This window comes from Streptomyces sp. NPDC002446 (assembly GCF_053595675.1).
On the sequence record NZ_JBSFYC010000040.1, the window covers coordinates 46,527 to 69,837 of the forward strand.

The window sequence follows — 23,311 nt, forward strand, 5'->3', positions numbered from 1 at the left end:
GGGTGATTGCGCAGCCCGGAGTTGATCGCGAGCCCTTAGGCGCCACTCTCCCCCTGGAGGTGACAACGCTCAACCTCGATCTGATTCTGTCGGGCGATTTCAAGGATTCCCTCGACGGCGTCCTTGAGAGCGCGTTCCAAGGTCTCCAGCTTCGGGATTCGCTGCTCAAAATCGGGAGCAGCGCTCACCCCCGCCCAAGCACTTCGATAGGCATCTTCCAGATCTAGCACCACCTCAACAATTTCCGCATGCTGATCCAGTGACAGGCCGACCGAACCTTGCATACCCATGCTCAGTTGAGCCCTGGTCGAGATCACATCACCGACCAGCCGAATATGCCCCACTCCGACTTTTTTACTCAACAGGATCTCGGCCAGAACAGCGTCATGGTGTTCCTCGTGCCCAGTCATCACTTTTCCCTTAATCTAGCGATCTCTTGAGTTTGATCATTCCTCGTGCACCAGGCGGAATGTCCACTCCACCGGCTCTCAATATATCTACACAGTATGTGACGCAACTGTTGTGGATTCCGTCGTAGGGGCCAAGGTCTGCGTTAATGGACCGTAGCTGCGCGTCGATGGCTGCATTCACATCAGGTACATCGAAGATTCGCTCTTTCACGTTCGGTCCCAGACGTTGAGCGCCCGCCCCAGTCGTTGGGAAGCCGTTCGGATTGCCCTCTCCGTCCCACCCATTGATGATTTGTTCGGTCTCCATGTACCGGCCGTTGCCTTCGACACGGATGGTCGCATGCCCCTGATCCTCATCCCAGCGCACCGTCGCGCGTCCGCTGTACGGCGAGAGCCCGAGAGGGTCTGTCCAAGTGTGGGGGTTGTGGACGTACGTGGTCGGGTTGGGGGCGGGGGTGAGCCCAAGGGGGTCAGGGGCTGTGTAGCGGGCGGTTTCGGGGTCGTAGGTCCGGAGGTAGTTGTAATGGTGTTCGGTTTCGGGGTCGAAGTACTGGCCGGGGAAGCGGAGAGGTGTGTATGCGGTGGCGCCCACGTTCCAGACGGTGGAGCCCCAGAGGGTGGTGCGGGCGCGGGCGACGATGAGGCCGGCTTCGTCGACGAGCTCGGTGGGGGTGCCGACGAGATCGGTGATGACGGCGAAGAAGCGCTGGTCGACCTCATGCTGCGGCGCGTCGACTGCGGTGCGGCGTTCGCGCTGTGTCAGGGGTTTGAGGCCCTGGTGGTCCCAGGTGATGGTCGATTGCGTCGAGTCACCTTGGAGGAGCGTGGTTTGCTCGCACAAGGTGGTGCGGTCCCAGGTGAAGAGCACCTGCTCAGCGATGCTCTCGCCGTCTTCGGCCAGGCGTAGCTTGGCGGTGCGCCGGCCGAGAGGGTCGTAGGTGTAGCGCCAGGTGGTGCCGTCGGGGGTGGTACAGGCGGTCAGGCGGTCTTCGGCGTCCCAGGTGTAGCGCCAGGTGTCGGGCTTGTGCGACAGGCGGGTCTTCTGACGGAGTGTGGTGCGGCCGGCCGCGTCGTATTCGTAGCGGACGGCTCCGGCGCGGTTGATGCGCGTGCCGGTGTAGGTGCGTTCGCCCCGGGCCTCGCGGGCGGGGTGCCGGTCGGGCCAGGTGGCATGGGCCTGATTGCCGGCCGCGTCATAGGCGTAGGTCTCGGTCCAGTTGTGGGCGGAGACGGTGGTGACACGGCCGACGGCATCGAGTTCGAAGCGGCGAACACCGTTGAGGTGGTCGGCGATGCCGGTGAGATAGCCGTCTGCGCGGTAGGTGTAAGCACGGCGCTGAACGGTCTCAGCGGCTACGGTCACGTGCTGGTCTGTGAGACGGCCGAGGGCGTCGAATTGGTTGGCGAAGGTGATGTCGCCGAGAGTGCGGGAGAGCTCCTGGCCCAGCGCGTCGTGAGCGAAGGCCAGGGTACGGCCGGAGACGTCAAGTCCGGTGCAACGCCCTGCCGCGTCATAGGCCCAAAGGCTCACCGCACCGGTGGGTGTCGTGCGGGACAGGCGACGGCCGAGGGCGTCGTACGTGTAGGTGGTGGTGCGGCCGTTCACCGTCTCGCCGACGATCCGGCCGAACTCGTCGCGGGAGTAGCGCAGTTCGCTACCGGGTCCGGCGATTCGGGTGAGATGCCCGGCAGCGTCGTAGGAGAAGGTGGTGCGCTCACCCTCGACTTCCTTGGCGACCATACGGCCAAGGGCGTCGCGCTGGAAGCGGATGGTGTGGCCCAGCGGGGTGGTGCGGGAGGTCAGGCGCCCTGCCGGGTCGTGAGCGTAGGTCTGGGTGCGGTTGTCGAAGTCCGTCTCCGCGATCAGACGGCCTGCCAGGTCATATTCGTACCGCCAGGTCAGGCCCTGGGGGTTGATGACCTTCATGAGCTTGAGTTCGGTGTCGTGAACGAACTCGTGGCGAGCCCCGTCCGGGCCGGTACGTGCCTTCAGCTGGTCGAAGTGACCGTATTCGAACATGGTGGTCTGACCCAGAGGGTCGGTGTGCGTTGTGCAGTTGCCCTCGCCGTCATAGGTCCAGGACTCCCGAGTGGCATCCGGATGGACGCGGGCCGTGAGGAGTCCCTCGGAGTTCCATTCGTACCGAGTGGTGTTGCCGAGGGGGTCGGTGACGGAGGTCGTGCGGCCGAACCTGTCCCGGCTGAACACTGTGACGGCACCGAGCGGGTCAGTGACGACAACCGGAAGCCCCGCCTTGTCGCACTCGATTCCACTGGTACTTCCCAGCGGGTCGGTGACCGACGTCAGGCTGCCGCGTGCGTCGTAAGTGAAACGGGTGGTTTGACCCGCGGAGTCGGTGACGGCAATCCGGTTGCCCTTGGCGTCGTACTCCTGATGGAAGGTCCGGCCATCCGGGCCGGTGACCTCCGCAGGCAGTCCGAGGTCGGTGTACGTGGCACTGCTGCTGCCGCCGTCGGGGCGGACGACACCGATGAGGCGCCCGTCCTCGTCGTAAGTGAACTGTGTGGTGGCGCCGAGGGGATCGGTGGTCTGCAGCGGCCGGTCGTGCGTGTCATACGCGGTGCGGGTGGTGTTCCCCAGCGGGTCGGTAACGGCCACAACCCGGAGACGGTCGTCGATGAGGTAGCGGGTGCTGGCGCCCTCTCCGTTGATGTGCGTGGTGATGCGGTGGCCGGTCTCCGGATCGGCTTCGCCGTAGGTGAATCGGTTCTCCAGGTGCCACTCGGCTCCGGACTGGGCGGTGCAGCGGTGCCGGTGGTCGTAGGTGTACTCGTAGCGGGAGTCGTTGGAATCGACCCAGGCCGTCATCCGATGCTCGGCGTCGTACTCGAACCTCGTCACCGCACCGGTGGAGAGAGTGACCGACGTGAGGTTGCCCCTCTCGTCGTGCCCGTACGACCTGATCAGCTGGTCCGAGCCATCGTCACCCCCACCCACCAGGTGCAGGGCTGTGAGGCGGCCGCTCTCGTCGCAGGTCAGCTTGAGCTCATAGCCGGCGCTATGGCGTATCGCGTACGGGACGCCGGTCTCATCCGCGTAGTCGAAACTGATCCGGTTCCCGTTGCGGTCGGTGATCTCATCCGGCAGGGCAACGCCTGGGGCGTGCAGGGCATCGCTGAAGTAGCGGGTCTGGCCCGTCTCCGGGTCGTGGACGGCCCAGTCGCCCTGGTCAGTACGCGTCAGAGACCAGCCCGGACCGTGCTTCGGCAGTACCCGCTCACCGGTTTGCGGGATGGCATAGCGCAGCAGCATGCCGGACTCGGTGACGAAGACGACCTCTTCGGCATCGATCTCCAGGTGCTGGTCCACCGTGGAGGACCATGACGGCCCTATGTGCCGTCCGATGCGGGTGGAGGACTCGTACTTGCGGGTGAAGACCAATGGCAGGGCGCCGGGCAGCACGATGTCGGTCTGGGACAGGAACACCTTGCCCGTGGCCAGATCGACAGGGTCGGTGCCCTCGGTGCTCTTGCCCTCATCCTTGCGGGTCTTGTCGTGCGGATGATCGGCGTCGGCCTGCTTCGCCGCCTCGCTCTTCGCGGGTCCCTTGGCGTGGGGGCCCTTCGCGCGTGGCGCAGTGCCGCTGCGGCTGCCGGGTCCTGAGCCGGCCCCGCCGTTGGGGGCTTGCGGGTCCTTCTTCCCGTCCTTGCCGAGGCCCTTGAAGTGGTCGGAGAGCTTCTGGTCGTTGTCGTGGTGGTTCTTGGCCATCTGCTTGATGCCGCGGGTCATGTTGTCGTCGAGGTGCTTGGCGGTCTTCTTCACCGCGTCCTCGATGCCCTCGATGACCTTGTCCAGCATCACGTTCGCCGCATCGGCGATCGCGTCCTTGCCGCGGGTACGGCCGTGGTGGCTCCTGGCCCGGCCGAGCTTGCCACCGGCCTTGTTCCGGAACGTACCGCCTGCGCTCTCCAGGCTCGTCACGACCTGATCATGCTGGTCCTTGTCGAAACTGAACCCGCCACTGCCGCCGGCACCACTACCGCTGCTGCCACCATGGCTGCCGCCTCCGCCAAGACCGCCACCCCCACTGCGGCGGCCGCCCGCGCTGAGAAGTTCCATGGGGTTGTCAGCGGCGGATTTGGCGGCGTCCTTCGCATCACTGACACCCTGGCTGAAGCCTTCCCTACCCGCCTTGGCAGTCTGCCCCAGGTCCACTCCGTCCTTGACGCCCAGCGCGTTGGCGCCGAGTTGCACGACCAAGTCGCCGACCATCGCGCCGAGGGCCTCCTCGACAGGAGTAAGGGCGATGCTGACGACCTGTTCGGCGACCTGCTGGCAGACCTCCTTGAACAACCGCTTGAGGATCACCCGGGTCACCTGCGTCGCACCCAGCGCACCCAGCTCCGACAACCCCAGAGTGAACGGCGCCGCGACCTGCGCGGCAATCACCTCTGCCGCCAAGATGCCAAGCTGGACGAGCGCACCGATCTTCGCGCCCTCGATGAGGATCGCGACGCCGTCCATCGCCGTCGCCGCCATACGGCCACAGTCGGCGAGGCCCTTCAGGTGGGTGCCGTTGATCTTTCCCCAGTGAGCGTTCAGCGCCTCCACGGCCACGGAGCCACCCGCCGAGCCGACCAAGCCCTGGATCGCGGTGTGAGCCTCGTTCGCGCCCTCGTCGATGTCGTCGGCGAACTCCCGCATGGCATTGGCCATCTCGCGGTAGTCGTCCTCATCCACGTTCGGCCACGACACGCCGATCAGGTCCAGCAGCTCATCCGCCCACCCAGGCAGCACAACACCCACGACGAAGACATCCCCCCGTTGATCAACAGTCAGATGATCACACGCTCTCACCTGGGCAGACGGTTCCTCAAGACAGCAATGGGCCCCCTTCCCCGGGCTTGTTGCTGCAGCTACCAGGACTACTCCGCAACCCCGCGTCCGACGCAAACAAATCTGCGTTCCGCACCGTTGACGGCTATCCGCCGCGCCAGGTGCGGCCGGGGCTGTCAACTTAACTTCACAGGCCCGATCTGCGCTGATCGGCCCCCGATGGGGACCTGAGTCGGCCTATGCTCCGGGGACATCTGGCACTTTTGACGGTAGGAGTTGTGATCTGCGCAGATACGTCCCCTGGACCAGCGCAACGCACATCCGGTGCACGACATATGTGATGGATCGACACAACTCCAAGCGGGGCTCCTGTCAGCGGCGTGCCCCTGGAGACGCCGCCTCCCGCCGGGCCCGAACCGTGGCCTCGTCGGCCGCGACGAGACCACGACGGGCATATCGACGGGGCAATCCTGCTTAGCCCCTGCAACAGCGTCCACACTCTCCGCATGCGCTTCGCCATTGGTGTCACTTACGTCACCGCTGATTTACGGGTCCTTGATGCCACGCACTGCCACCGGACCATATCGGGCGGCCTCGCCACCAGCCCCGTCGCATGCTGGAAGCAGGCTCCGATGCCATGGCCACCTGGGGCGTGGCGCCTGGCGTGTTCCTCCAGGTGACCCCGTGAACACCGCGAGGCTGGTCCTCGTCGCCACGGCGCTGGGTGGTGCGGCAGGCCTGCTCGTACGGCGCGTCGTCTACCGCTTGGCCGTCGAACCAGATGCGCAGCCGCGCAGCTCCTGCCCCCGTGGTGACCGGTGTGCTGGGTGCGGTCCTGGCGGCCGCGGTCGGGCCGCACCCAGAGCTGGCGGTGTGGCTGCTGCTGGCGCCGGTCGCCGTGGCGCTCGCGATGATCGACTGGAAGGTGCACCGTCTCCCGGACGTCCTGACCCTGCCGATGGCCGGCGCCGCCGTGCTGCTCCTGGGCGTCGCTGCCCAGTTGCCGGGCCACCGCGGCTCCTGGACGACCGCTGTGGGGCGGAGCTCTGGCGCTCGCGGGCTTCTACCTGCTGCTCGCGTTGATCAGTCCGGGCGGGATGGGGATGGGTGACGTCAAGCTGAGCCTCAGCCTCGGCGCGGTCACCGGCTGGTACGGCTGGCTTGCCGTGTTCATCGGCGCGCTGGTGGCATTCGTCGCCGGCGCGGTCTACGGCGGCATCGTGCGGATCCTCCGGCGCCGTGCGGGCAGAGAGTCGGCGGTGCCGTTCGGGCCGATGATGTTCCTCGGTGCCCTGTTCGGCCTGCTCTGGGGCACGTAGGCGAGCCGCTGTACTGCTCCAGCGGCGCAGGCTTCACCGACGAGCTGCACGCCAGGAAGGTCAGCAAAGGTCAGCGTCAGTGCCAGTTGGCGACCGGGTGACCGTCCGCATCGCGCTCGGGCGGTTCCGGGAGGGAGCGCGCACGGCCGAGGGCGATCCGGTGGGCCGTCCACGCGGTGGCGACCGCATCCAGTACGCCGTCCGGCGGGGTGCGCCCCGCATCCCCCAGGTCGTTCGGGCGGACAATTCCGGCTCCGGCGAGGAGCGAGCGCCGCGCCATCTGCCCCGCCCAGCTCTTCTTGCGGGCAAGCAGCGCCATTCCGCCCGCCAGGGCCCGGAACGACACCTCCGGGTGCACTTCGAAGCGCTAGTCGCCCCCAGGTTCCGCCAAGCAGGCGTTCGCCTCACGCAGTTTGGGCACCAGCCCCCAGCTCTGACGGCTCAGCCCGGCCCCGGTCGGTTCGCAGCACCGGCGCCCCGCATCGTCGTACGTCTCCTCCTGCCACACCGCGCGCGGCGGCACCCGGAAGACGCTCCCCTTGAGCGGCCCCAGCAAGGCCGCCGCCTCGGTGTCCGCCCGCCGCCACCCGGTTTCGAGCAGCCCCAGCGGCATGTCCACGGCCACGCCCGCGATGCCGCCGGCCGCGGCAACGGGCAGGAGGGAGCGCAGGGCGGTGACGGCCCGTGCCTGCGCGAAGCGGCCGTCGCGGAGCTCGACCGCCAGCCAGCCGCCCAGGCAGGCGTCGACGTCGAGGACGGTCACCATGTCACCGCCATGTCAGTCAGTATCCTCGAACGGGGCCGTCGGGGAACGGCCCGTCGGGGAGTACCCGTACTCGCCGTAGAGCCGGACGAAATGAGCGAGGACGACGGTCCGGCGGCGTACGAGTCCCTGATGCGTCCGCTCGTACAGCTCGACCCACTCCTGGCCGCCGGGCCCGATCGGCTGCACCAGGCGGCCACCGACCCGCAGCTGTGCGACCAGCGGCGGCGGCACTTCCGGGAAAGCGGCACAGACCACGATCGCATCGAATGGAGCCCGGTCCGCCGCACCCAGGCTGCCGTCGCCTACGACGATCTCGGCATTCCCTATCCCCTGCCCGGCGAGATTGGTCCGGGCCTGCTCGGCCAGATCCGCCCACCGCTCGACACCCACGACGTACGCCGCGAGGCGGGCCAGCAGCGCGGTCTGGAAGCCGAGACCGCTGCCGACCTCCAGCACGTGCTCATCCCCGGTGAGGCCGAGTGCGGCAACCATCATCGCCACAAGGGAGGGCTGCGTCGTCACCTGGCAATGAGCGATCGGAATCGGCACGTCCGCGTACGCCGAAGCACGGTGGACGGCCGGGACGAAGGCCACGCGCGGGGTCGCGCCGAGGACGCGCAGCAGGCGCTTGTCCGTCACGCCGGAGGCCCTGGCGGCTTCGACCAGATTCCCGAGGCCCGCATTCGCGGGGTCCCGGTTGTCGTGGGGATGAGGCATCGTGACCGCCTCCCGTCCAGGCTATCTCGGACGTCACGTGGGATCACGGTGGTCGGCGTTTTCAGCCCGCCCAGGATCGCCGGCACCCCGCGGTGCCTCTTGACGGCGCACGTCCACCCCGCCCACCGCGCGGAGCGACGCACGCAGCCACCTTCACGCGAAAAATCCCGGGCAACCGCAGGTAAGAGAGCAGGTAAGGGAGGAAGTCCTACGGGGCGTCCGCTCGCCCTGACCAGGATGTTGGATGTTCTTCTGGTCAGGGTCACGTGGTCCGGCGGATCGGCCCGTACGTCGGGGCGGCGTCGGTCTCACTGCCGCAGAGCAGGGATGACGCCCGCCCCGTACCCGTCGATGAGGTCCTCCCGGGCGTCGTGCATGGCGTATATCGCAAAGTGGTCGACGCCCAGTGCCTGCAACGTCCGCAGCTTGTTGATGTGTTGCTCTTCGGTGCCGATGATGCAGAAGCGGTCGACGATCTCGTCGGGTACGAAGGCGGTGTCAGGATTGTCGGCGCGGCCGTGGTGGGCGTAGTCGTAGCCGTCGCGGTCCTTGATGTAGGCGGTGAGGGCCTCGGGGACGGCGGCGGAGTGCTCGCCGTATTTGGCGACGAGGTCCGCGACGTGGTTGCCGACCATGCCGCCGAACCAGCGGCACTGCTGGCGTGCGTGCGCCAGCGCGGCAGGAGAGGTGTCGTCGGTGAGGTAGGCAGGTGCTGCCACGCAGATCGTCAGCGAGGACGGGTCGCGGCCGGCGGCAGCCGCCGCGTCCCGTACGGCCTTCACCATCCACTCCGTCAGATACGGGTCGGCCAGCTGGAGGATGAAGCCGTCGGCCTGCCGGCCGGCCAGGGCCAGTGCCTTCGGGCCGTACGCCGCCATCCATACCGGCAGGCGGCCGTCGCGCACCCAGGGGATCCGCAGGGTCCGACCGTCCACCTCGGCCTCGCGGCCCTCCGCCAGATCGCGGATGACGTGGATCGCCTCACCGAGCGTGGCCAGCGTGTTCGGCTTCCGTCCAACGACCCGCATCGCCGAGTCACCCCGGCCGATACCGCACACCGTGCGGTTGCCGAACATGTCGTTCAGCGTCGCGAAGGTCGACGCGGTCACCTCCCACGTGCGCGTCCCAGGGTTCGTCACCATCGGACCGACCGTCAACTCACTGGTCTGTGCCAGGATTTGGCTGTAGATGACGAAGGGCTCCTGCCAGAGCACCGCCGAGTCGAAGGTCCAGCCGTAGCGAAAGCCGTTGTTCTCCGCACGCTGCATCAGGTCGACAACCTTCGAGGCGGGCGGGTCCGTCTGCAGGACGATTCCGAAATCCACGGTGGGGCCTCCTATTGAAGGTACTGGCAGGTGGCGCGCGGCATGTACTGGCCGTGTCCGGCGCGCCCGGTGAACTTGCGCTGGTCGATGACGAGTTCACCGCGTGACAGGACCGTTTCCACCTGGCCCGTGACGCGCCTGCCCTCGTATGCCGAGTAGTCGACGTTCATGTGGTGCGTCGCCGCCGACATGACCTGCTCGGCGGTCGGGTCGTAGATGACCACGTCCGCGTCCGCGCCGGGCGCGATCGTGCCCTTCTTTCCGTACAGCCCGAACATGCGGGCCGGACTGGCGCACGCGATCTCGATCCAGCGGCGGCGGCTGATGTGCCCGTCCACGACCGCCTGGTGGAGCAGGTCCATGCGGTTCTCCACGCCGGGCAGACCATTGGGGATCTGGGAGAAATCGTCCCGGCCCAGCTCCTTCTGGCCCGCGAAGCAGAACGGGCAGTGGTCGGTGGAGACCACCTGGAGGTCGTTGGTGCGCAGGGCCCGCCAGAGTGCCGCCTGGTGCTCGCGGGGCCGCAGTGGCGTGCTGCACACGTACTTCGCGCCCTCGAAGTCGGGCTCGGCCAGGTTGTCCGTGGACAGGTACAGGTACTGCGGGCAGGTCTCCCCGAAGACCGGCAGCCCCATGTCCCTGGCCGCCGTCAGCTCCGCGACGGCCTCCTGCGCGGCCACATGCACCACGTACAGCGGGGAACCCGCCACCCGGGAGAGCTGGATCGTCCGGTGCGTCGCCTCCGCCTCCAGCAACGCCCTGCGCACCTCACCGTGGTACCGCGGCGCCGTCTGGCCCCGCTCCAGCGCCTGTTGCACCAGCACGTCGATCGCGATGCCGTTCTCCGCGTGCATCATGATCAGCCCGCCGTTGTCCGCGGCTCGCTGCATCGCCCGCAGAATCTGCCCGTCGTCGCTGTAGAAGACCCCCGGGTATGCGGTGAAGAGCTTGAACGAGCTCACTCCTTCGGCCACGAGCCCGTCCATCTCCCTCAGCGTTGATTCGTTCACGTCGGAGAGGATCATGTGGAAGCCGTAGTCGATGGCGCACTGGGCGTCGGACTTGGCGTGCCAGGTGTCCAGACCGGCGCGGAGCGACTTGCCTCGCGACTGCACCGCGAAGTCGATGAGGGTGGTGGTGCCGCCCCAGGCCGCGGCGCGGGTGCCGGTCTCGAAGGTGTCGGAGGAGAACGTCCCGCCGAAGGGGAAGTCCAGGTGGGTGTGGGCGTCGACGCCGCCCGGGATGACGTACTTGCCGGTGGCGTCGATGGTGCGGTCCGCGGTCCACTGCTGTGTTCCGGTGGAAGCGAGGGCCACGATGCGACCGTCTTCGATCAGGACATCTGCGTGGGTTTCTTCGGCGGCCGTGATCACGAGGCCACCGGTGATCAGAGTGCGGGTCATCCTTCGCGCCTCCCTGCGCCCACCGGGTACTTCCGTGATCCCGATGCGGCCATCGAGTCGAATGTGGTCCTGCGTGCCCAAAGAGGGCGGCGCAGTACGGGCGGTGGAGCCGGTCGTGACACTCCGGCCTCATCGGTGCGAGTCGGTGCCTGCACGAGTCGCGGCCGTCTCAGCCGCGCCTGCCGGTCGCTCCCCCGGCGCCTCCCGCTTCACGGGACGGGCCGCGACGGTCGTCAGAACGTCCTCGGTCACCGTGGCCAACGTGATTCTTGAAGGACGTGACCCCCTCCGACACCAGGAGGTCCATCTCCTTGAGGGTGTGCTCGTTGACGTCCGAGAGGATCATGTGGAACGCGTAGTCGACGGCGCACTGGGCGTCGGACTTGGCGTGCCAGGTGTCCAGGCCGGCGCGGAGCGACTTGCCGCGGGACTGCACCGCGAAGTCGACGATCGTGGTGGTGCCGCCCCAGGCCGCGGCGCGGGTGCCGGTCTCGAAATTGTCGGAGGAGAACGTCCCGCCGAAGGGGAAGTCCAGGTGGGTGTGGGCGTCGACGCCGCCCGGGATGACGTACTTGCCGGTGGCGTCGATGGTGCGGTCCGCGGAGGCGCGCCAGCCGTCGGCCGACGGGCTGCCGTGTGCGGCGAGCGCGGCGATCCTGCCGTCTTCCACCAGGACATCGGCGTGCATCTCATCGGCGGCGGTGATCACCAGTCCGCCCTGGACGACCGTACGGCTCACCATCTCAGCTCCCTACCTGACGCCACGTCACAGCTGGTCTACACCCGTAGATTCCGGTCGAGAAGGTGACACCGTAGAAGCATGTCACCCACCGTGGCAATACCGTGACCGTTCATCAGCGGGAACGTCCGTGTTGTGGCGGCGCGTCAGCCGGTCGGTTCAACGCGGGGGCGGCTCCGGAGGGGTGCGCGGGGGGTCGGATGGGCAGATATCCGCCGACGCGGGCGGGCAATCCTCGCGTGCGTCACGTCATCAGGACGGACGGCAGCAGGACATCGACGACGGACGGCACAGAGCAGGACGGACGACAGGACTGATACAGAAAGGCGGCAGGTCATGGAGCGGAACACACCGTGGGAGTTCTCCGACGACCGGGGGCGCCTGGTGGTGGCCGGGAGCCGGCCGTTACGGATCGTCGCCTACGTCCAGGCGGGGGCGACGCTCTGGGACCACGGCATACGCCCCGTGGGACTCTTCGGGTCCCAGCACGACGGCGCCACCCCCGACCCCGCCAAGAGCGGTGAACTGCCGCTCGCGGAGGTCCCGTACCTCGGCTCGGGCGGCGCGCTGCACCCGGACTCCCTACTGGAGGCGGAGCCGGACCTGGTCGTGGCGGTGACCTACGACGGTGAGCAGGTCTACGGGCTGGAGCAGAAGACCGCGCTGGAGCTGGAGGCGCGTGTGCCGGTCGCCACCGTCGCGGTCGGCCCGGGGCGGAGCCTGGCCGCGGTGCGCGAGCGGTTCGCGGCGCTGGCCGGGTCGCTGGGCCGGGGTGAACCGCTGGGCGCGGCGCGGGAGCTGGACGCCGCGGAGGACGCGCTGCGGCAGGCGACCGGGGGCGCGGTGCGGCCCCGGGTGCTGGCGCTGTCGCCCGCGGGCCCGGAGCGGGTGCATCTGGCCCGGCCCAGTTCCTGGCCGGATCTGCGGGCGCTGGCCGAGCACGGCGTCGGCCTGCTGGAGCCGCCGGCGGGCGCCGGGGTGAACTGGTCGACGGTCGGCTGGGCGGAGGCCGCGGGCCTGGCCCCGGACATCGTGCTCATGGACGTACGGGCCAATGCGGCCCGGCCCGAGGAGCTGCGGGCCGACGAACACTGGCGGGCGATCGAGGCCCGGGCCCGGCTGCTGGCGTGGAACCCGGAGGCCCCGTGCAGCCGGCGGGCGCACACCCGGTTCTTCACGCTGCTCGCCGACGCCGTGCGCGAGGCGGCGGCGCAGGCATAGGAGGTACGGGGCCCTTCCGCTCCCGACGCCACCCCCCACCTTCGACCCCCGCCGCGAACCTCGATGCAATAGCCCCACCCCACCCTGTTTTAGGGCGAGTTGACGGGGCGGCCGACGACCGCCCCGCCCGCACCCGGATCCCGCCGTTACGCCCCGGACAGCGTCCGCTGCGCCGCCTGCAGCGCGTCCGCGAGCAGCTCGGCGCCCTCCTCCGCCTCCGCGACGGCCAGCGTCATGGGAGGCGCGATGCGCAGTGAGGCGCCGCCCTGGCCGCCCTTGCCGATCAGCAGTCCGCGTTCGCGGGCGGCCTCCGCCACCAGTGACGCGGCCTCGGGTGAGCGCTCGTCGGTGCCGGGGCGGACCAGTTCGACGCCGATCATCAGGCCGCGGCCGCGCACCTCGCGGACGACGTCGAGGCCGGCCGTGACGGCCCGCAGCCGCTCGATGAGCAGCCCGCCGACCCGCCGGGCGTTGCCCTGGAGGTCGTGTTCGAGGACGTAGTTGAGGTTGGCGAGGCCGGCGGCCATGGTGACGGGGCTGCCGCCGAAGGTGGAGATGGAGTTCGCGGTGAGCGAGTTCATCACCTCGGCGCGGGCCACCACTCCGCCGATGGACATGCCGTTGCCGATGCCCTTGGCGAAGGTGAGCAGGTCCGGCGGGCCGTTGTCGGCGTGTGCCTGCCAGCCCCAGAAGTGGTCGCCGGTGCGGCCCCAGCCGGTCTGCACCTCGTCGGTGATCCAGAGGATGCCGTGCCGGTCGAGCACCTCGCGGAAGGCGGCGTAGAGGCCGTCCGGTGGCAGGGTGAAGCCGCCGACGCCCTGGATCGGTTCGGCGATCAGCGCGGCGACGCCGCCCGCGGTCTGCTGGAGCATGTCCTCCAGGTCGGCGACGCAGGCCGCGATGTAGGCGGCGTCGCTCAGCTGCGCGTACGGGCCGCGGCTGCGCACCCCGCCGTGCACGTAGAGCGTCTGGAGCGGCGACAGGCTCGTCGGCGACCAGCTGGTGTTGCCGGTGATGCCGACCGTCGAGAAGGAGCGGCCGTGGTAGCTGTTGCGCATCGCCAGGATCTGGTTGGAGCGGCGGTGCGTGGTGGCCAGGAGCAGGGCCGCGTCGTTGGCCTCCGTACCGGAGGTGGTGAAGAAGACCCGGGCGTCGGGGATGCCGGAGAGCGCCGCGATCCGCTCCGCCAACTCGACCATGGGGCGGGAGAGGTAGAGCGTCGAGGTGTGGATGATGCGGCCGGCCTGTTCGCTGACGGCCTTGGTCACCTCGGGCAGCGCATGTGCCGTCATGGTGGTGAGGATGCCGCCGAAGAAGTCGAGGTAGCGGTTGCCCTCGGCGTCCCAGACGTGCCGGCCCTCGCCGTGGGTGAGTTCGATGGGCCGCTCGTAGTAGAGGCTGAGCCAGGACGGCAGGACGGCCTGATGGCGGGCGTGCAGGCTCGCCGTGTCGTGGTGGTTGCGGGTCATGGCTGCACCAGCCCGTCGTAGGCGTCGGGGCGGCGGTCGCGGTAGAACGCCCACTGCTGGCGGACCTCGTCGATCAGTCCGAAGTCGAGGTCGCGGACGATGAGTTGCTCTTCCTTGTCGCTGGCGACCTCGCCGACGAACTGGCCGCGAGGGTCGACGAAGTAGCTGGTGCCGTAGAAGTCGTTGTCGCCGTACTCCTCGACGCCGACCCGGTTGATCGCCGCGATGAAGTACTCGTTGGCGACGGCGGCCGCGGGCTGCTCCAGCTGCCAGAGGTAGGCGGACAGGCCGCGGGAGGTGGCGGAGGGGTTGTAGACGAGCTGGGCGCCGTTGAGGCCCAACTGCCGCCAGCCCTCCGGGAAGTGGCGGTCGTAGCAGATATAGACGCCGATCTTGCCGACGGCGGTGTCGAAGACCGGCCAGCCGGCGTTGCCCGGTTTGAAGTAGTACTTCTCCCAGAAGCCCTTGACCTGCGGGATGTGATGCTTGCGGTAGCTGCCCAGGACCGTGCCGTCGGCGTCGATGACGGCCGCGGTGTTGTAGTAGAAGCCGGACTGCTCGATCTCGAAGACCGGGACGACGATGACCATGCCGGTCTCGCGGGCGAGGTCCTGCATGCGGCGTACGGTCGGCCCGTCGGGCACCGGCTCGGCCCAGCGGTAGTGCTCCGGCTCCTGGACCTGGCAGAAGTACGGGGCGTTGAACACCTCCTGAAAGCCAATCACCTGCGCGCCCTGTGCGGCCGCCGTTCTGGCGTACTCCTCATGCTTCGCGATCATCGATTCGGTGTCGCCGGTCCAGGTCGCCTGGACCAGTGCGGCACGCACAACATCGGCCATGAGCTGCTCCTTTGTCGATGCGTCTGCCTGCAGCCCGCGCGGGGATCTACGCGTGTGGAGGTGACCGTAAGCCCCGTTACGCACCGTGGCAAGACCATCTCCCCCGTGGCGCGCCCAGGAGATCACCTCCATATCGACAGGGAAACTTGCAAGTTTTCCTGTCGATCCTTACGGTGGAGGTATGCCGGAAATGGACCAGGAACGCCTGGCGACGGATCTGAGCGCGACCGTCGCGCAGCTGATGCGGCATCTGCGGGCCGCCTCACCGCAGGGCGAGCTGACACCGACCCAGCGTGCGGTGATCTCCCGGATCGACACCGACGGGCCGGCCACCATCGCGGCGCTGGCCCGCGCCGAGCTGGTGCGCCCGCAGTCCATGCGGCTGACCGTCGGCGCACTGGAGGAGCGCGGGGTGCTCGACCGCAGCCCGCATCCGACCGACGGCCGGCAGGTCGTCTTCTCGCTCACCGACGAGGGCCGCCGGATGCTCACCGCCGTACGGCAGGCCAAGCAGAACTGGCTCGCGGTGGCCATCGCCGACCGGCTCAGCCCTCAGGAACAGCAGACCCTGGCGGCGGCGACCGCGCTGATCCGGCGGCTGATGCCGGAATGAGCGACCCGGCTGCCGCGCATGCGGCCACGGCACGGACGGACTCCTACGCACCGGACGGTCCGGGCGGGCCCGGCGCACCCGGCCGTGCCTTCGGCGCCCGGCTGATGACGCCGCTGCTGCTGGGCTCGCTGCTGAACCCCGTCAACTCGACGATGATCGCCACTTCCCTGGTGGCCATCGGCCGGGACTTCGGCGTCGGCGCGGCCGACACCGCCTGGCTGATCTCCGCGATGTACGTCGCCAGCGCGGTGGGCCAGCCCTCGATGGGGTGGCTCGCCGACCGCGTCGGGCCGCGCCGGGTCTTCGTCGCCGGCGCGCTGACCGTCTGCGCCGCGGGCATCGTCGGAGCGCTCGCGCCCACCTTCGCGCTGCTGATCGTCTCCCGGGTGATCCTCGGGATCGGTACCGCGGCCGCCTATCCCGCGGCGATGGCGATCCTGCGCGCCGAGTCCCGGCGGGTGGGGCGGCCCGCGCCACGGCGCGTCCTCGGGCGGCTCTCCCTGGCCGCTCTGGCCAGCGCCGCCGTCGGGCCCACGCTCGGCGGGCTGCTGACCGCGACCGCGGGCTGGCGGGCGACCTTCGCGGTCAACGTGCCGCTGGCGCTGCTCGCGCTCGCCGGCGCGCTCGTCTGGCTCCCGGCCGACGGGCGGCCCGGCCGCGGGCATCCGGGCGCCGGGCACGGCGGACCCTCCCCCGCCCCGCCGGGCACCGGGCTCTTCTCCGGCGCGCTGCTGCGCACCTACCTGCGGCAGGGGCTGACGTATCTGGTCATCTACTGCGTGCTCTACGGCTTCAGCCAGTGGCTGGAGGAGGCGCACGGCTACTCGCCGTTCCACGCCGGCCTGATCATGCTGCCGATGTCCGGCGCGGCCGCGCTCTGCTCGCTCGCCGGCGCCCGGACCAAGGGCCTCCGCGCCCCGCTGGCCGTCGCCGCGGCCGCCCTCGCGGCCGGCAGCGCGGTCTTCCTCGTGCTGCAGGGCACCAGCCCGCTGATCGCGCTGCTGTGCGCCGGGGCGCTGGTCGGCGTGCCGCAGGGGCTGGCGGCGACCGGCAATCAGGCCGCCGTCTACGCCCAGGCCCCGGCCGACGGCGTGGGCGCGGCCGCCGGGCTGCAGCGCACCGCGCAGTACGTCGGCGCGCTCGCCGCCGCCGGTCTGATCGGGCTGCTGTACGGACAGCGCGCCGCGGACTCCGGTCTGCACCAGATCGCGCTGATCGGCGTCGTACTGGGCGGGCTGCTGCTCGCCCTGACGCTCGCCGACCGCACCCTGCGCGCCCGCCAGCAGCCGTAACACCGCCCACACCACTCACCACCCGCACAAGGAGCACCCCATGCCCGCCACCACCCTCGACCCCCGCTCCGCCCTCGTCCTGATCGACCTCCAGAAGGGCATCGCCGGTCTGCCCACCGCTCCGCTGCCCTCCACCGGGGTCATCGAGCGCGGCGCGCGGCTGGCCGCCGCGTTCCGTGCGCGCGGACTGCCCGTCGTCCTGGTGAACGTCACGGGCGGCGCGCCGGGCCGTACGGAGTCCGCGCTGCGCGGTGGCACCCCGCCCGCCGACTGGGCCGAGCTGGTGCCCGAACTCGACCGGCAGCCCGGCGACATCACCGTCACCAAGCAGCAGTGGGGCGCCTTCTACGGGACGAACCTGGATCTGGAGCTGCGCCGCCGTGGCGTGACGCAGATCGTCCTGGCGGGCATCGCCACCAGCATCGGCGTGGAGTCCAGCGCCCGCGCCGCGCACGAGCACGGCTACCACGTCACCGTCGCCACCGACGCGGTGACCGACCTGGACGAGGCGGCGCACCGCAACAGCCTGGAGCGGATCTTCCCGCGACTCGGCGAGACCGACACGACCGAGGCGATCATCGGGCTGCTGGGCTAGGACCTGTCCGATGCCTCAGCGCCCTGCGCCGTCCAGCGGCTTCGGGTGTCCGGTCGGGCGGCGTTCGTGCCAGCGCAGGTCGTCCTGGAGCTGGGCGGCCAGCGAGATCAGCCGTGGCTCTCCGTGGGCCGGGCCGAGGAGTTGGGCGCCCAGGGGCAGGCCGTCGGTGCTGAAGCCGGCGGGCACGCTCACGCCCGGCCAGCCGAGGACGTTCCACGGCCAGGCGTACGGGCAGGCGGCGATCATGGCCTGATCCGTACGCCAGCCGTTGAGCTTGGCCAGTGTGCCGATGCGCGGCGGCGGGGTGGCGGTGGTCGGCGTCAGCAGGACGTCGTAGGGGCCGAACAGGGCGCCGATGCGCCGCTGTTGGCGCTTCTCGACGGCGCGGGCCCGGCGCAGCACGGGCCCGCCGAGCAGCCGTCCCATCCGCGCCGCGCCCCGCGTACGGCGGTCCAGCAGGCTGGGGTCGGGAACGCGGGCCGCCCACTCCCCCACCCCGGCCGTGGCGCGCGGTACGAAGGCCAGCCCGACCAGCCCGTAGTCGGGCTCGGCCTCCTCGACGAAGTGGCCGAGGCGGACGAGCGTGCGGGCCACGCCGGTCACCGCGGCGCGTACGTCGGGGTGCAGCGGCTTGGCCGTGAAGGTGATGGCCGGCTTCCAGGACAGCGCGATCCGCAGCCGCCCCGGGTCGCGGCCGGCCGCCCGGCGCGCGGCGATGGCGGGCGGCCGGTGCAGATCGCCGGCGTGGTTGCCGCTGGCCACGTCCAGCAGCAGCGCGGCGTCCTCGACCGTACGGGCCAGCGGGCCGATGCCGGTGATCCCCTGGAAGGCCTCGGCGTCCGGCCAGGTGGAGATGCGGCCGCGCTGGGGTTTGATGCCGACGAGGTGGGACCAGGCGGCGGGGATGCGGACCGAGCCGGCGCCGTCCGTGCCGAGCGCGGCGGGTACCAGCCCGGCCGCGACCGCGGCGGCCGAACCGCCGGAGGAGCCGCCCGGGGTGTGGGCGAGGTTCCACGGGTTGCGGGTGTCTCCGAAGGCCGGGCCTTCGGTGAACGGCCACTGTCCCAGTTCGCAGGCGTTGGTCTTGCCGACGATGATCGCGCCGGCCGCGCGCAGCCGCCGGACGACCTCGGCGTCGCGCTCCTTGGGCGGGAACGCGCCGGCGCAGCCGAACGCGGTCGGTTCGCCCGCCACGTCGGTGTCGTCCTTGACCGCGACGGGCACCCCGAGCAGCGGCAGCCGCTCCCCCGCCGCCAGCCGGCGGTCCGCCTCCGCGGCCTCCGCCAGCGCCGCCTCGGCCCGTACCCGGCGGAAGGCGTTGACGGTGTCCTGGGTGGCCTCGATGCGCTCCAGTGACCGCCGTACCAACGCGGTCGAGGTGACCCGCCCTTCGGCCAGCGCCCGCGCCTGCTCGGCCAGCCCCTCCCACTCGCCGGCTGCGAAGTCCCGTGCCGGGGCCGGCCCGGTCTCCCTGTCCTGGCTCTCGTCAACGCTCACGCTGCGTGTCCTCCATGGGACCGCTCATTCGAACGAACGGTCCCATCAGGCTAATCGCCGCCGCCGTGGCCATCAACGACGCCGCGCGGCGCGGCACATCGACGACACACGGACGGCACACAGCGGCCCGTGGTGTGCCAGCGGTGTGACGTCCGGCGTCCGTTCGGGGGGTGTCACGACCGGTGGACGACCATCGCCGAGCCGCCGCCGCGGCGTGCCTTTTCGGCCGCCGCCAGCCACCGGCCGTCCGGCAGCCGCTGGACGCCGGTCGCCGCGCCGATCTCCGGATTCTGCTTGAACCCGTGTCCGAGCGCTTCGAGTTGCTTGCGGAGGGGGCTGTTCCACAGGCCTGGTTCGAGCTCGGTGGCCGCCGCGTTGCGCTGGCTGGCGCGGGGCGCGGCGATCGCGTCGACCAGCGGCATACCGCGGTCCAGGTGGTTGACCAGCGTCTGCAGCACGGTCGTGATGATGGTCGCGCCGCCGGGCGAGCCGAGCGCCAGCACCGGCCGCCCGTCGCGCAGCACGATCGTCGGCGACATCGACGAGCGCGGCCGCTTGCCCGGACCCGGCAGGTTGGGATCGTGCACTGCCGGGTTGGCGGGCGCGAACGAGAAGTCCGTCAGCTCGTTGTTGAGCAGGAAGCCCCGGCCCGGGACGACGATGCCGCTGCCGCCGGTCTGCTCGATCGTCAAGGTGTAGGCGACGACGTTGCCCCACTTGTCGGCGACGGTCAGATGGGTGGTGTTGCGGCCCTCGTACGTCGTCGGGGCGGCCTTGCCGGTGGTGGTGCAGCGCTGGGGGTGGCGCGGGTCGCCGGGCGCGAGCGGGCTGGTCAGCGCCTTGTCGTCGGCGATCAGGCAGGCGCGGGAGTCGGCGAACCGCTGCGAGGTCAGGGCCTTGGTCGGTACGTCCTCGTAGGCTGGGTCGCCGACCCAGCGGCCGCGGTCGGCGAAGGCGATCCTGCTGGCCTCGATGTAGCGGTGCAGATACTGCTTCTCGCTCAGCCGGGAGAGGTCGGTCCGCTCCAGGATGTTGAGCGCCTCGGCGACGCTGGTGCCGCCGGAGGACGAGGGCGCCATGCCGTAGACGTCGAGGCCGCGGTAGTCCGTGCGGGTCGGCGCCTGGCTGAGCACCTCGTAGGTCCGCAGGTCGCCGGTGGTGAGGTCGCCGGGCCGTACCGTGCGGGTGGCGCCGGTGCGCACCGGGGGTGTGCGGACGGTGCGGACGATGTCCCGGGCCAGCTCGCCCTTGTAGAGCGCGCCGGCGCCGTGCCGGGCCAACTTCCCGTACGTACGGGCGAGATCGGGGTTCTTCATCGTGGAGCCGACGACCGGCAGCTTGCCGCCGGGCAGGAAGAGGTCCGCGGTCGCCGGGAAGTCTCGGAAGCGCGCCTCGTTGTCGGCGGTCTGCTTGCGGAAGGTCTCATCGACGGTGAAGCCGCGCGCCGCCAGCCGCCGAGCCGGGCGCAGGACCTCGGCGAGGGACCGGCTGCCCCACTTGTCCAGCGCGGCGTCCCAGGTGGCGGGGGTGCCGGGGGTGCCGACGCCCAGTCCGCTGGTGACGGCGTCCTCGAACGGGATCGGTTTGCCGTTCTCCAGGAAGAGGTCCTTGCCGGCGGAGCGCGGGGCGGTCTCCCGGCCGTCGAGGGTGCGTATCGTCTTGGACTTGGCGTCGTAGTAGACGAAGAAGCCGCCGCCTCCGATGCCCGCGGAGTAGGGCTCGGTGACGCCGAGGGCGGCGGCGGTGGCGACCGCGGCGTCCACGGCGTTGCCGCCCTTCTTGAGCACCGAGATACCGGCGGCCGAGGCGTCCGGGTCGACGCTGGAGACCGCACCGCCGTGACCGACGGCGACCGGGGTCTTCTCCGGTGTGGCGGGGGCGGCCCTGTCCTGGGCCGGGGGTGCGGGCCGCGGCGGTGCGGAGATGGCGGCGGCCGGGACCGCCACCAGGGAGCCGGTCAGCGCGGCGGCCGCTCCCAGGACGGTGAGGCGTCGGGCTCTGGTCATGGGCGGGGTTTCCTCCATTGGCGTACGCGTCAGGCGGCAGGGGCCGGAGCCTACTCGGGCGAACAGCGGGCCGACAGGGGGTAATTCGGGTGACAGGGGCTCGCTCCCCGATCTCCGGGAGGCGGAGCCCGGCGACCCCGGCCTCGAACACACAACCGGAGAGCCGCTACGCTCCCCGGCCATGGATGACACCCTGCTGCTCCTGATCGTCGCGGTCGCGGCCCTCGCCCTGGGCCTGGCGGCCGGCTGGGCCGGGCAATCGGCGGCGGCCCGCCGGAAGCTCGCCCGTGAACAGAGCTTCTTCGGGCTGCCGGAAGGTTCGGAGTGCGTACTGGTCACCCACCGGGACAGCTCCTCGGCCCATTGGAGCATCCCGCGGCATGACGCGCTGGCCCTGCTGGGGCTGGCCGCGGTGGTCGAGAACTGCGGTGCGCACCCCGAGGTCGCCCCGCACGACACCGGCCTCCAGGGCTTCGGGGCGCGCACCGAATTCTGCGTCGGCGACCCCACCGCGCACCGCCGGCTCGCCTCCCACATGGCCAATCTGCTGCCGGGCGTCGCGGTCCACCCGGGCGATGAAACGGGTACGGGCCGCGGCACCTTCACGATCGGCGGCTCGGCGTACCGGATGGAGCCCGGCGCGGTGGAGTACGTCCTGCTGGCCCGGCTGACGGCGGGCGAGGGCGGCCGCCCGGTGTTCCTGGCGGCCGGCCAGCGCCCGGTCACGCACCGGGCCGCGGTCCGGCACCTCGTACGCAACCGGGCCCGGCTGGCCCGCAAGCACGGCGCCGACGGCCAGTTCTGCCTCCTCCTGAAGGTGGTCAACTCCCAGGCGTACGGACCGGATGTCGTCGAGCTGGTCGCCGACGTCACCAAGGCGGCGATCACGGCGGCCGAGACGAAGAGCCACCGGGCGACGGCCTGAGACCGGCGGGCCGGCGGTATGCGGCCGACCGGCTGACCGGGCGGGCGGTGACGTCGTCGATCTGCCAGGCTCGACGGCATGATCACCAGTCTGCGTTCGGCCGCCGTGCACTGGAGCGGTGCGCTGCCCGTGCTGGCAGTGGTGCTGCTGGTCCTGACCTGGGGGCGGTCGCTGCCGGCCGCCGTGATCGGGCTCGTCTCGTGCTTTCTGGCCGGGGCGGTGCTGGCCGCGGTGCATCACGCGGAGGTGATCGCGCACCGCGTGGGCGAGCCGTTCGGGTCGCTGGTGCTCGCCGTCGCGGTGACCGTCATCGAGGTGGCGCTGATCGTCACGCTGATGGTCGACGGCGGCGAGAAGAGCGCGGCGCTCGCCCGGGACACCGTCTTCGCGGCGGTGATGATCACCTGCAACGGCATCGTCGGGCTGAGCCTGCTGGTCGGCTCGCTCAAGCGCAAGGTGGCCGTCTTCAACGCCGAGGGCACCGGTGCGGCGCTGGCGGCGGTGGCGACGGTGGCCGGGCTGAGCCTGGTGCTGCCGACGTTCACCACCACCACGCCGGGCCCGCAGTTCTCCACCCCGCAGCTGGTCTTCGCCGCGCTGGCCGCGCTGGTCCTCTACGGGCTCTTCGTGACGACCCAGACCGTCCGGCACCGTGACTACTTCCTGCCGGTGACCTCGTCCGGTGAGGTGATCGACGCCGAGGACCACGCGGACCCGCCGTCGGCGCGAGCGGCGCTGACCAGCCTGGGGCTGCTGGCCCTGGCGCTGATCGCGGTGGTCGGGCTGGCCAAGGGGGTGTCGCCGACCATCGAGTCCGCGGTGATCGCGGCCGGTCTGCCGTCGTCCGTGGTGGGCATCGTGATCGCGCTGCTGGTCCTTCTCCCGGAGACCATCGCGGCCCTGCGCGCGGCCCGCCGCGACCGCGTCCAGACGAGCCTGAACCTCGGCCTCGGTTCGGCGATGGCCAGTATCGGCCTGACCATCCCCGCGGTCGCACTGGCCACGGTCTGGCTCCCTGGCCCGCTGATCCTGGGCCTGGGCGCCACCCATATGGTGCTGCTCGCGCTGACCGTGATCGTCGGCACCCTGACGGTGATCCCCGGGCGGGCCACGCCGCTGCAGGGCGGCGTCCATCTTGCGGTGATGGGCGCCTATGTGGTTTTGGCGCTTAGCCCGTAGGGCCTTCCCACGTTTTCGGCTGTCCCGCCGTGGGGGTTGGTCGCCGTTGCGCCTGCGGCGGGCCCTTCCGCTGCGCTTTGCCTGGGCCGACGTTGTTGGCTTGCTCGCCGTTGCGCCTGCGGCGGGCGGTGCCGCTGCGCGGGGCTGTTCGGCTGCCGGTGACGGTCCTCCGGGGCCTGGTGTGTGGACTGCTTCGCT

17 protein-coding genes and 2 pseudogenes are annotated in these 23,311 nt (G+C 70.5%); 8 read left to right on the forward strand and 11 right to left on the reverse strand.

Going from position 1 to position 23,311, the window contains the following annotated elements; translation table 11 throughout:
• Nucleotides 1-35 precede the first annotated feature (35 nt).
• Complete coding sequence (locus tag ACWD6P_RS22585) at nt 36-410, reverse strand: hypothetical protein (protein WP_451445938.1); 375 nt, start codon at nt 408-410, stop codon at nt 36-38.
• A 10-nt stretch (nt 411-420) separates the two neighbouring features.
• Entirely contained in the window at nt 421-5,178 is a 4,758-nt protein-coding gene (locus tag ACWD6P_RS22590) for a DUF6531 domain-containing protein (RefSeq protein WP_451445939.1), read from the reverse strand.
• An 811-nt stretch (nt 5,179-5,989) separates the two neighbouring features.
• Here ACWD6P_RS22590 and ACWD6P_RS22595 point away from each other — a divergent pair.
• A complete protein-coding gene (locus ACWD6P_RS22595; RefSeq protein WP_451445940.1) occupies nt 5,990-6,319 on the forward strand; it encodes a hypothetical protein in 330 nt (109 codons plus the stop codon).
• Nucleotides 6,255-6,527, forward strand: a complete 273-nt coding sequence (locus tag ACWD6P_RS22600; RefSeq protein WP_451445958.1) for a prepilin peptidase — start codon at nt 6,255-6,257, stop codon at nt 6,525-6,527. The genes ACWD6P_RS22595 and ACWD6P_RS22600 overlap by 65 nt, the downstream gene beginning before the upstream one ends.
• A 76-nt stretch (nt 6,528-6,603) precedes the next feature.
• Here the strand turns inward: ACWD6P_RS22600 and ACWD6P_RS22605 are convergent.
• The 5 genes and pseudogenes from ACWD6P_RS22605 to ACWD6P_RS22625 all read right to left on the reverse strand — a co-directional run.
• Nucleotides 6,604-7,293, reverse strand: a pseudogene (locus ACWD6P_RS22605) (DUF429 domain-containing protein).
• Between the two features lie 12 nt (nt 7,294-7,305).
• Nucleotides 7,306-8,010 carry a protein-L-isoaspartate O-methyltransferase family protein gene (locus ACWD6P_RS22610; protein WP_451445941.1) on the reverse strand — a complete coding sequence of 235 codons (705 nt, stop codon included), beginning with the start codon at nt 8,008-8,010 and terminating at the stop codon, nt 7,306-7,308.
• A 308-nt stretch (nt 8,011-8,318) separates the two neighbouring features.
• Nucleotides 8,319-9,335, reverse strand: coding sequence for a TIGR03842 family LLM class F420-dependent oxidoreductase (locus ACWD6P_RS22615; protein WP_451445942.1), 1,017 nt, complete (start codon nt 9,333-9,335; stop codon nt 8,319-8,321).
• Between the two features lie 11 nt (nt 9,336-9,346).
• The gene (hydA, locus tag ACWD6P_RS22620) at nt 9,347-10,738 is read right to left on the reverse strand and encodes a dihydropyrimidinase (RefSeq protein WP_451445943.1); all 1,392 of its coding nucleotides are present in this window, start codon (nt 10,736-10,738) and stop codon (nt 9,347-9,349) included.
• Nucleotides 10,739-10,967: 229 nt separating this feature from the next.
• A pseudogene (locus tag ACWD6P_RS22625) lies at nt 10,968-11,480 on the reverse strand (amidohydrolase family protein); the annotation flags it as partial.
• 333 nt (nt 11,481-11,813) lie between these two features.
• Here ACWD6P_RS22625 and ACWD6P_RS22630 point away from each other — a divergent pair.
• On the forward strand, nt 11,814-12,698 hold the full coding sequence (locus ACWD6P_RS22630) for an ABC transporter substrate-binding protein (RefSeq protein WP_451445944.1): 885 nt from the start codon (nt 11,814-11,816) through the stop codon (nt 12,696-12,698).
• Nucleotides 12,699-12,844: 146 nt separating this feature from the next.
• Here the strand turns inward: ACWD6P_RS22630 and ACWD6P_RS22635 are convergent, their stop codons facing one another.
• Nucleotides 12,845-14,167: an aspartate aminotransferase family protein gene (locus tag ACWD6P_RS22635; RefSeq protein ID WP_451445945.1), complete on the reverse strand. Its 1,323-nt coding sequence runs from the start codon at nt 14,165-14,167 to the stop codon at nt 12,845-12,847.
• Nucleotides 14,164-15,006 (reverse strand): nitrilase-related carbon-nitrogen hydrolase, encoded by an 843-nt coding sequence (locus ACWD6P_RS22640; protein ID WP_451445946.1) that lies wholly within the window; start codon nt 15,004-15,006, stop codon nt 14,164-14,166. The genes ACWD6P_RS22635 and ACWD6P_RS22640 overlap by 4 nt, the downstream gene beginning before the upstream one ends.
• Before the next feature lie 181 nt (nt 15,007-15,187).
• Here ACWD6P_RS22640 and ACWD6P_RS22645 point away from each other — a divergent pair, with 181 nt between their 5' ends.
• Genes ACWD6P_RS22645 through ACWD6P_RS22655 form a run of 3 tightly spaced genes read left to right on the forward strand, consistent with a single transcriptional unit; the run spans nt 15,188 to nt 17,506 of the window.
• Complete coding sequence (locus tag ACWD6P_RS22645; protein WP_451445947.1) at nt 15,188-15,619, forward strand: MarR family winged helix-turn-helix transcriptional regulator; 432 nt, start codon at nt 15,188-15,190, stop codon at nt 15,617-15,619.
• Nucleotides 15,616-16,911, forward strand: coding sequence for an MFS transporter (locus tag ACWD6P_RS22650; RefSeq protein ID WP_451445948.1), 1,296 nt, complete (start codon nt 15,616-15,618; stop codon nt 16,909-16,911). Before ACWD6P_RS22645 ends, ACWD6P_RS22650 begins: the two co-directional genes overlap by 4 nt.
• A 40-nt stretch (nt 16,912-16,951) precedes the next feature.
• Nucleotides 16,952-17,506 carry an isochorismatase family protein gene (locus ACWD6P_RS22655; RefSeq protein ID WP_451445949.1) on the forward strand — a complete coding sequence of 185 codons (555 nt, stop codon included), beginning with the start codon at nt 16,952-16,954 and terminating at the stop codon, nt 17,504-17,506.
• A 15-nt stretch (nt 17,507-17,521) separates the two neighbouring features.
• Here the strand turns inward: ACWD6P_RS22655 and ACWD6P_RS22660 are convergent, their stop codons facing one another.
• Both ACWD6P_RS22660 and ggt read right to left on the reverse strand, forming a co-directional pair.
• Nucleotides 17,522-19,003: an amidase gene (locus tag ACWD6P_RS22660; protein ID WP_451445950.1), complete on the reverse strand. Its 1,482-nt coding sequence runs from the start codon at nt 19,001-19,003 to the stop codon at nt 17,522-17,524.
• Between the two features lie 173 nt (nt 19,004-19,176).
• On the reverse strand, nt 19,177-21,009 hold the full coding sequence (ggt, locus tag ACWD6P_RS22665) for a gamma-glutamyltransferase (protein ID WP_451445951.1): 1,833 nt from the start codon (nt 21,007-21,009) through the stop codon (nt 19,177-19,179).
• Between the two features lie 181 nt (nt 21,010-21,190).
• On the opposite strand from ggt, the gene ACWD6P_RS22670 reads away from it, so the two are divergent.
• Nucleotides 21,191-21,934 carry a hypothetical protein gene (locus ACWD6P_RS22670; RefSeq protein ID WP_451445952.1) on the forward strand — a complete coding sequence of 248 codons (744 nt, stop codon included), beginning with the start codon at nt 21,191-21,193 and terminating at the stop codon, nt 21,932-21,934.
• A 78-nt stretch (nt 21,935-22,012) separates the two neighbouring features.
• Complete coding sequence (locus ACWD6P_RS22675) at nt 22,013-23,113, forward strand: calcium:proton antiporter (RefSeq protein WP_451445953.1); 1,101 nt, start codon at nt 22,013-22,015, stop codon at nt 23,111-23,113.
• Nucleotides 23,114-23,311 lie beyond the last annotated feature (198 nt).

Coding starts and splice junctions, on each gene's coding strand:
- ACWD6P_RS22585 (WP_451445938.1), bottom strand. CDS start 410: ATGACTGGGCACGAGGAACACCATGACGCTGTTCTGGCCGAGATCCTG.
- ACWD6P_RS22595 (WP_451445940.1), top strand. CDS start 5,990: ATGCGCAGCCGCGCAGCTCCTGCCCCCGTGGTGACCGGTGTGCTGGGT.
- ACWD6P_RS22610 (WP_451445941.1), bottom strand. CDS start 8,010: ATGCCTCATCCCCACGACAACCGGGACCCCGCGAATGCGGGCCTCGGG.
- hydA (WP_451445943.1), bottom strand. CDS start 10,738: ATGACCCGCACTCTGATCACCGGTGGCCTCGTGATCACGGCCGCCGAA.
- ACWD6P_RS22630 (WP_451445944.1), top strand. CDS start 11,814: ATGGAGCGGAACACACCGTGGGAGTTCTCCGACGACCGGGGGCGCCTG.
- ACWD6P_RS22635 (WP_451445945.1), bottom strand. CDS start 14,167: ATGACCCGCAACCACCACGACACGGCGAGCCTGCACGCCCGCCATCAG.
- ACWD6P_RS22640 (WP_451445946.1), bottom strand. CDS start 15,006: ATGGCCGATGTTGTGCGTGCCGCACTGGTCCAGGCGACCTGGACCGGC.
- ACWD6P_RS22645 (WP_451445947.1), top strand. CDS start 15,188: ATGCCGGAAATGGACCAGGAACGCCTGGCGACGGATCTGAGCGCGACC.
- ACWD6P_RS22650 (WP_451445948.1), top strand. CDS start 15,616: ATGAGCGACCCGGCTGCCGCGCATGCGGCCACGGCACGGACGGACTCC.
- ACWD6P_RS22655 (WP_451445949.1), top strand. CDS start 16,952: ATGCCCGCCACCACCCTCGACCCCCGCTCCGCCCTCGTCCTGATCGAC.
- ggt (WP_451445951.1), bottom strand. CDS start 21,009: ATGACCAGAGCCCGACGCCTCACCGTCCTGGGAGCGGCCGCCGCGCTG.
- ACWD6P_RS22670 (WP_451445952.1), top strand. CDS start 21,191: ATGGATGACACCCTGCTGCTCCTGATCGTCGCGGTCGCGGCCCTCGCC.
- ACWD6P_RS22675 (WP_451445953.1), top strand. CDS start 22,013: ATGATCACCAGTCTGCGTTCGGCCGCCGTGCACTGGAGCGGTGCGCTG.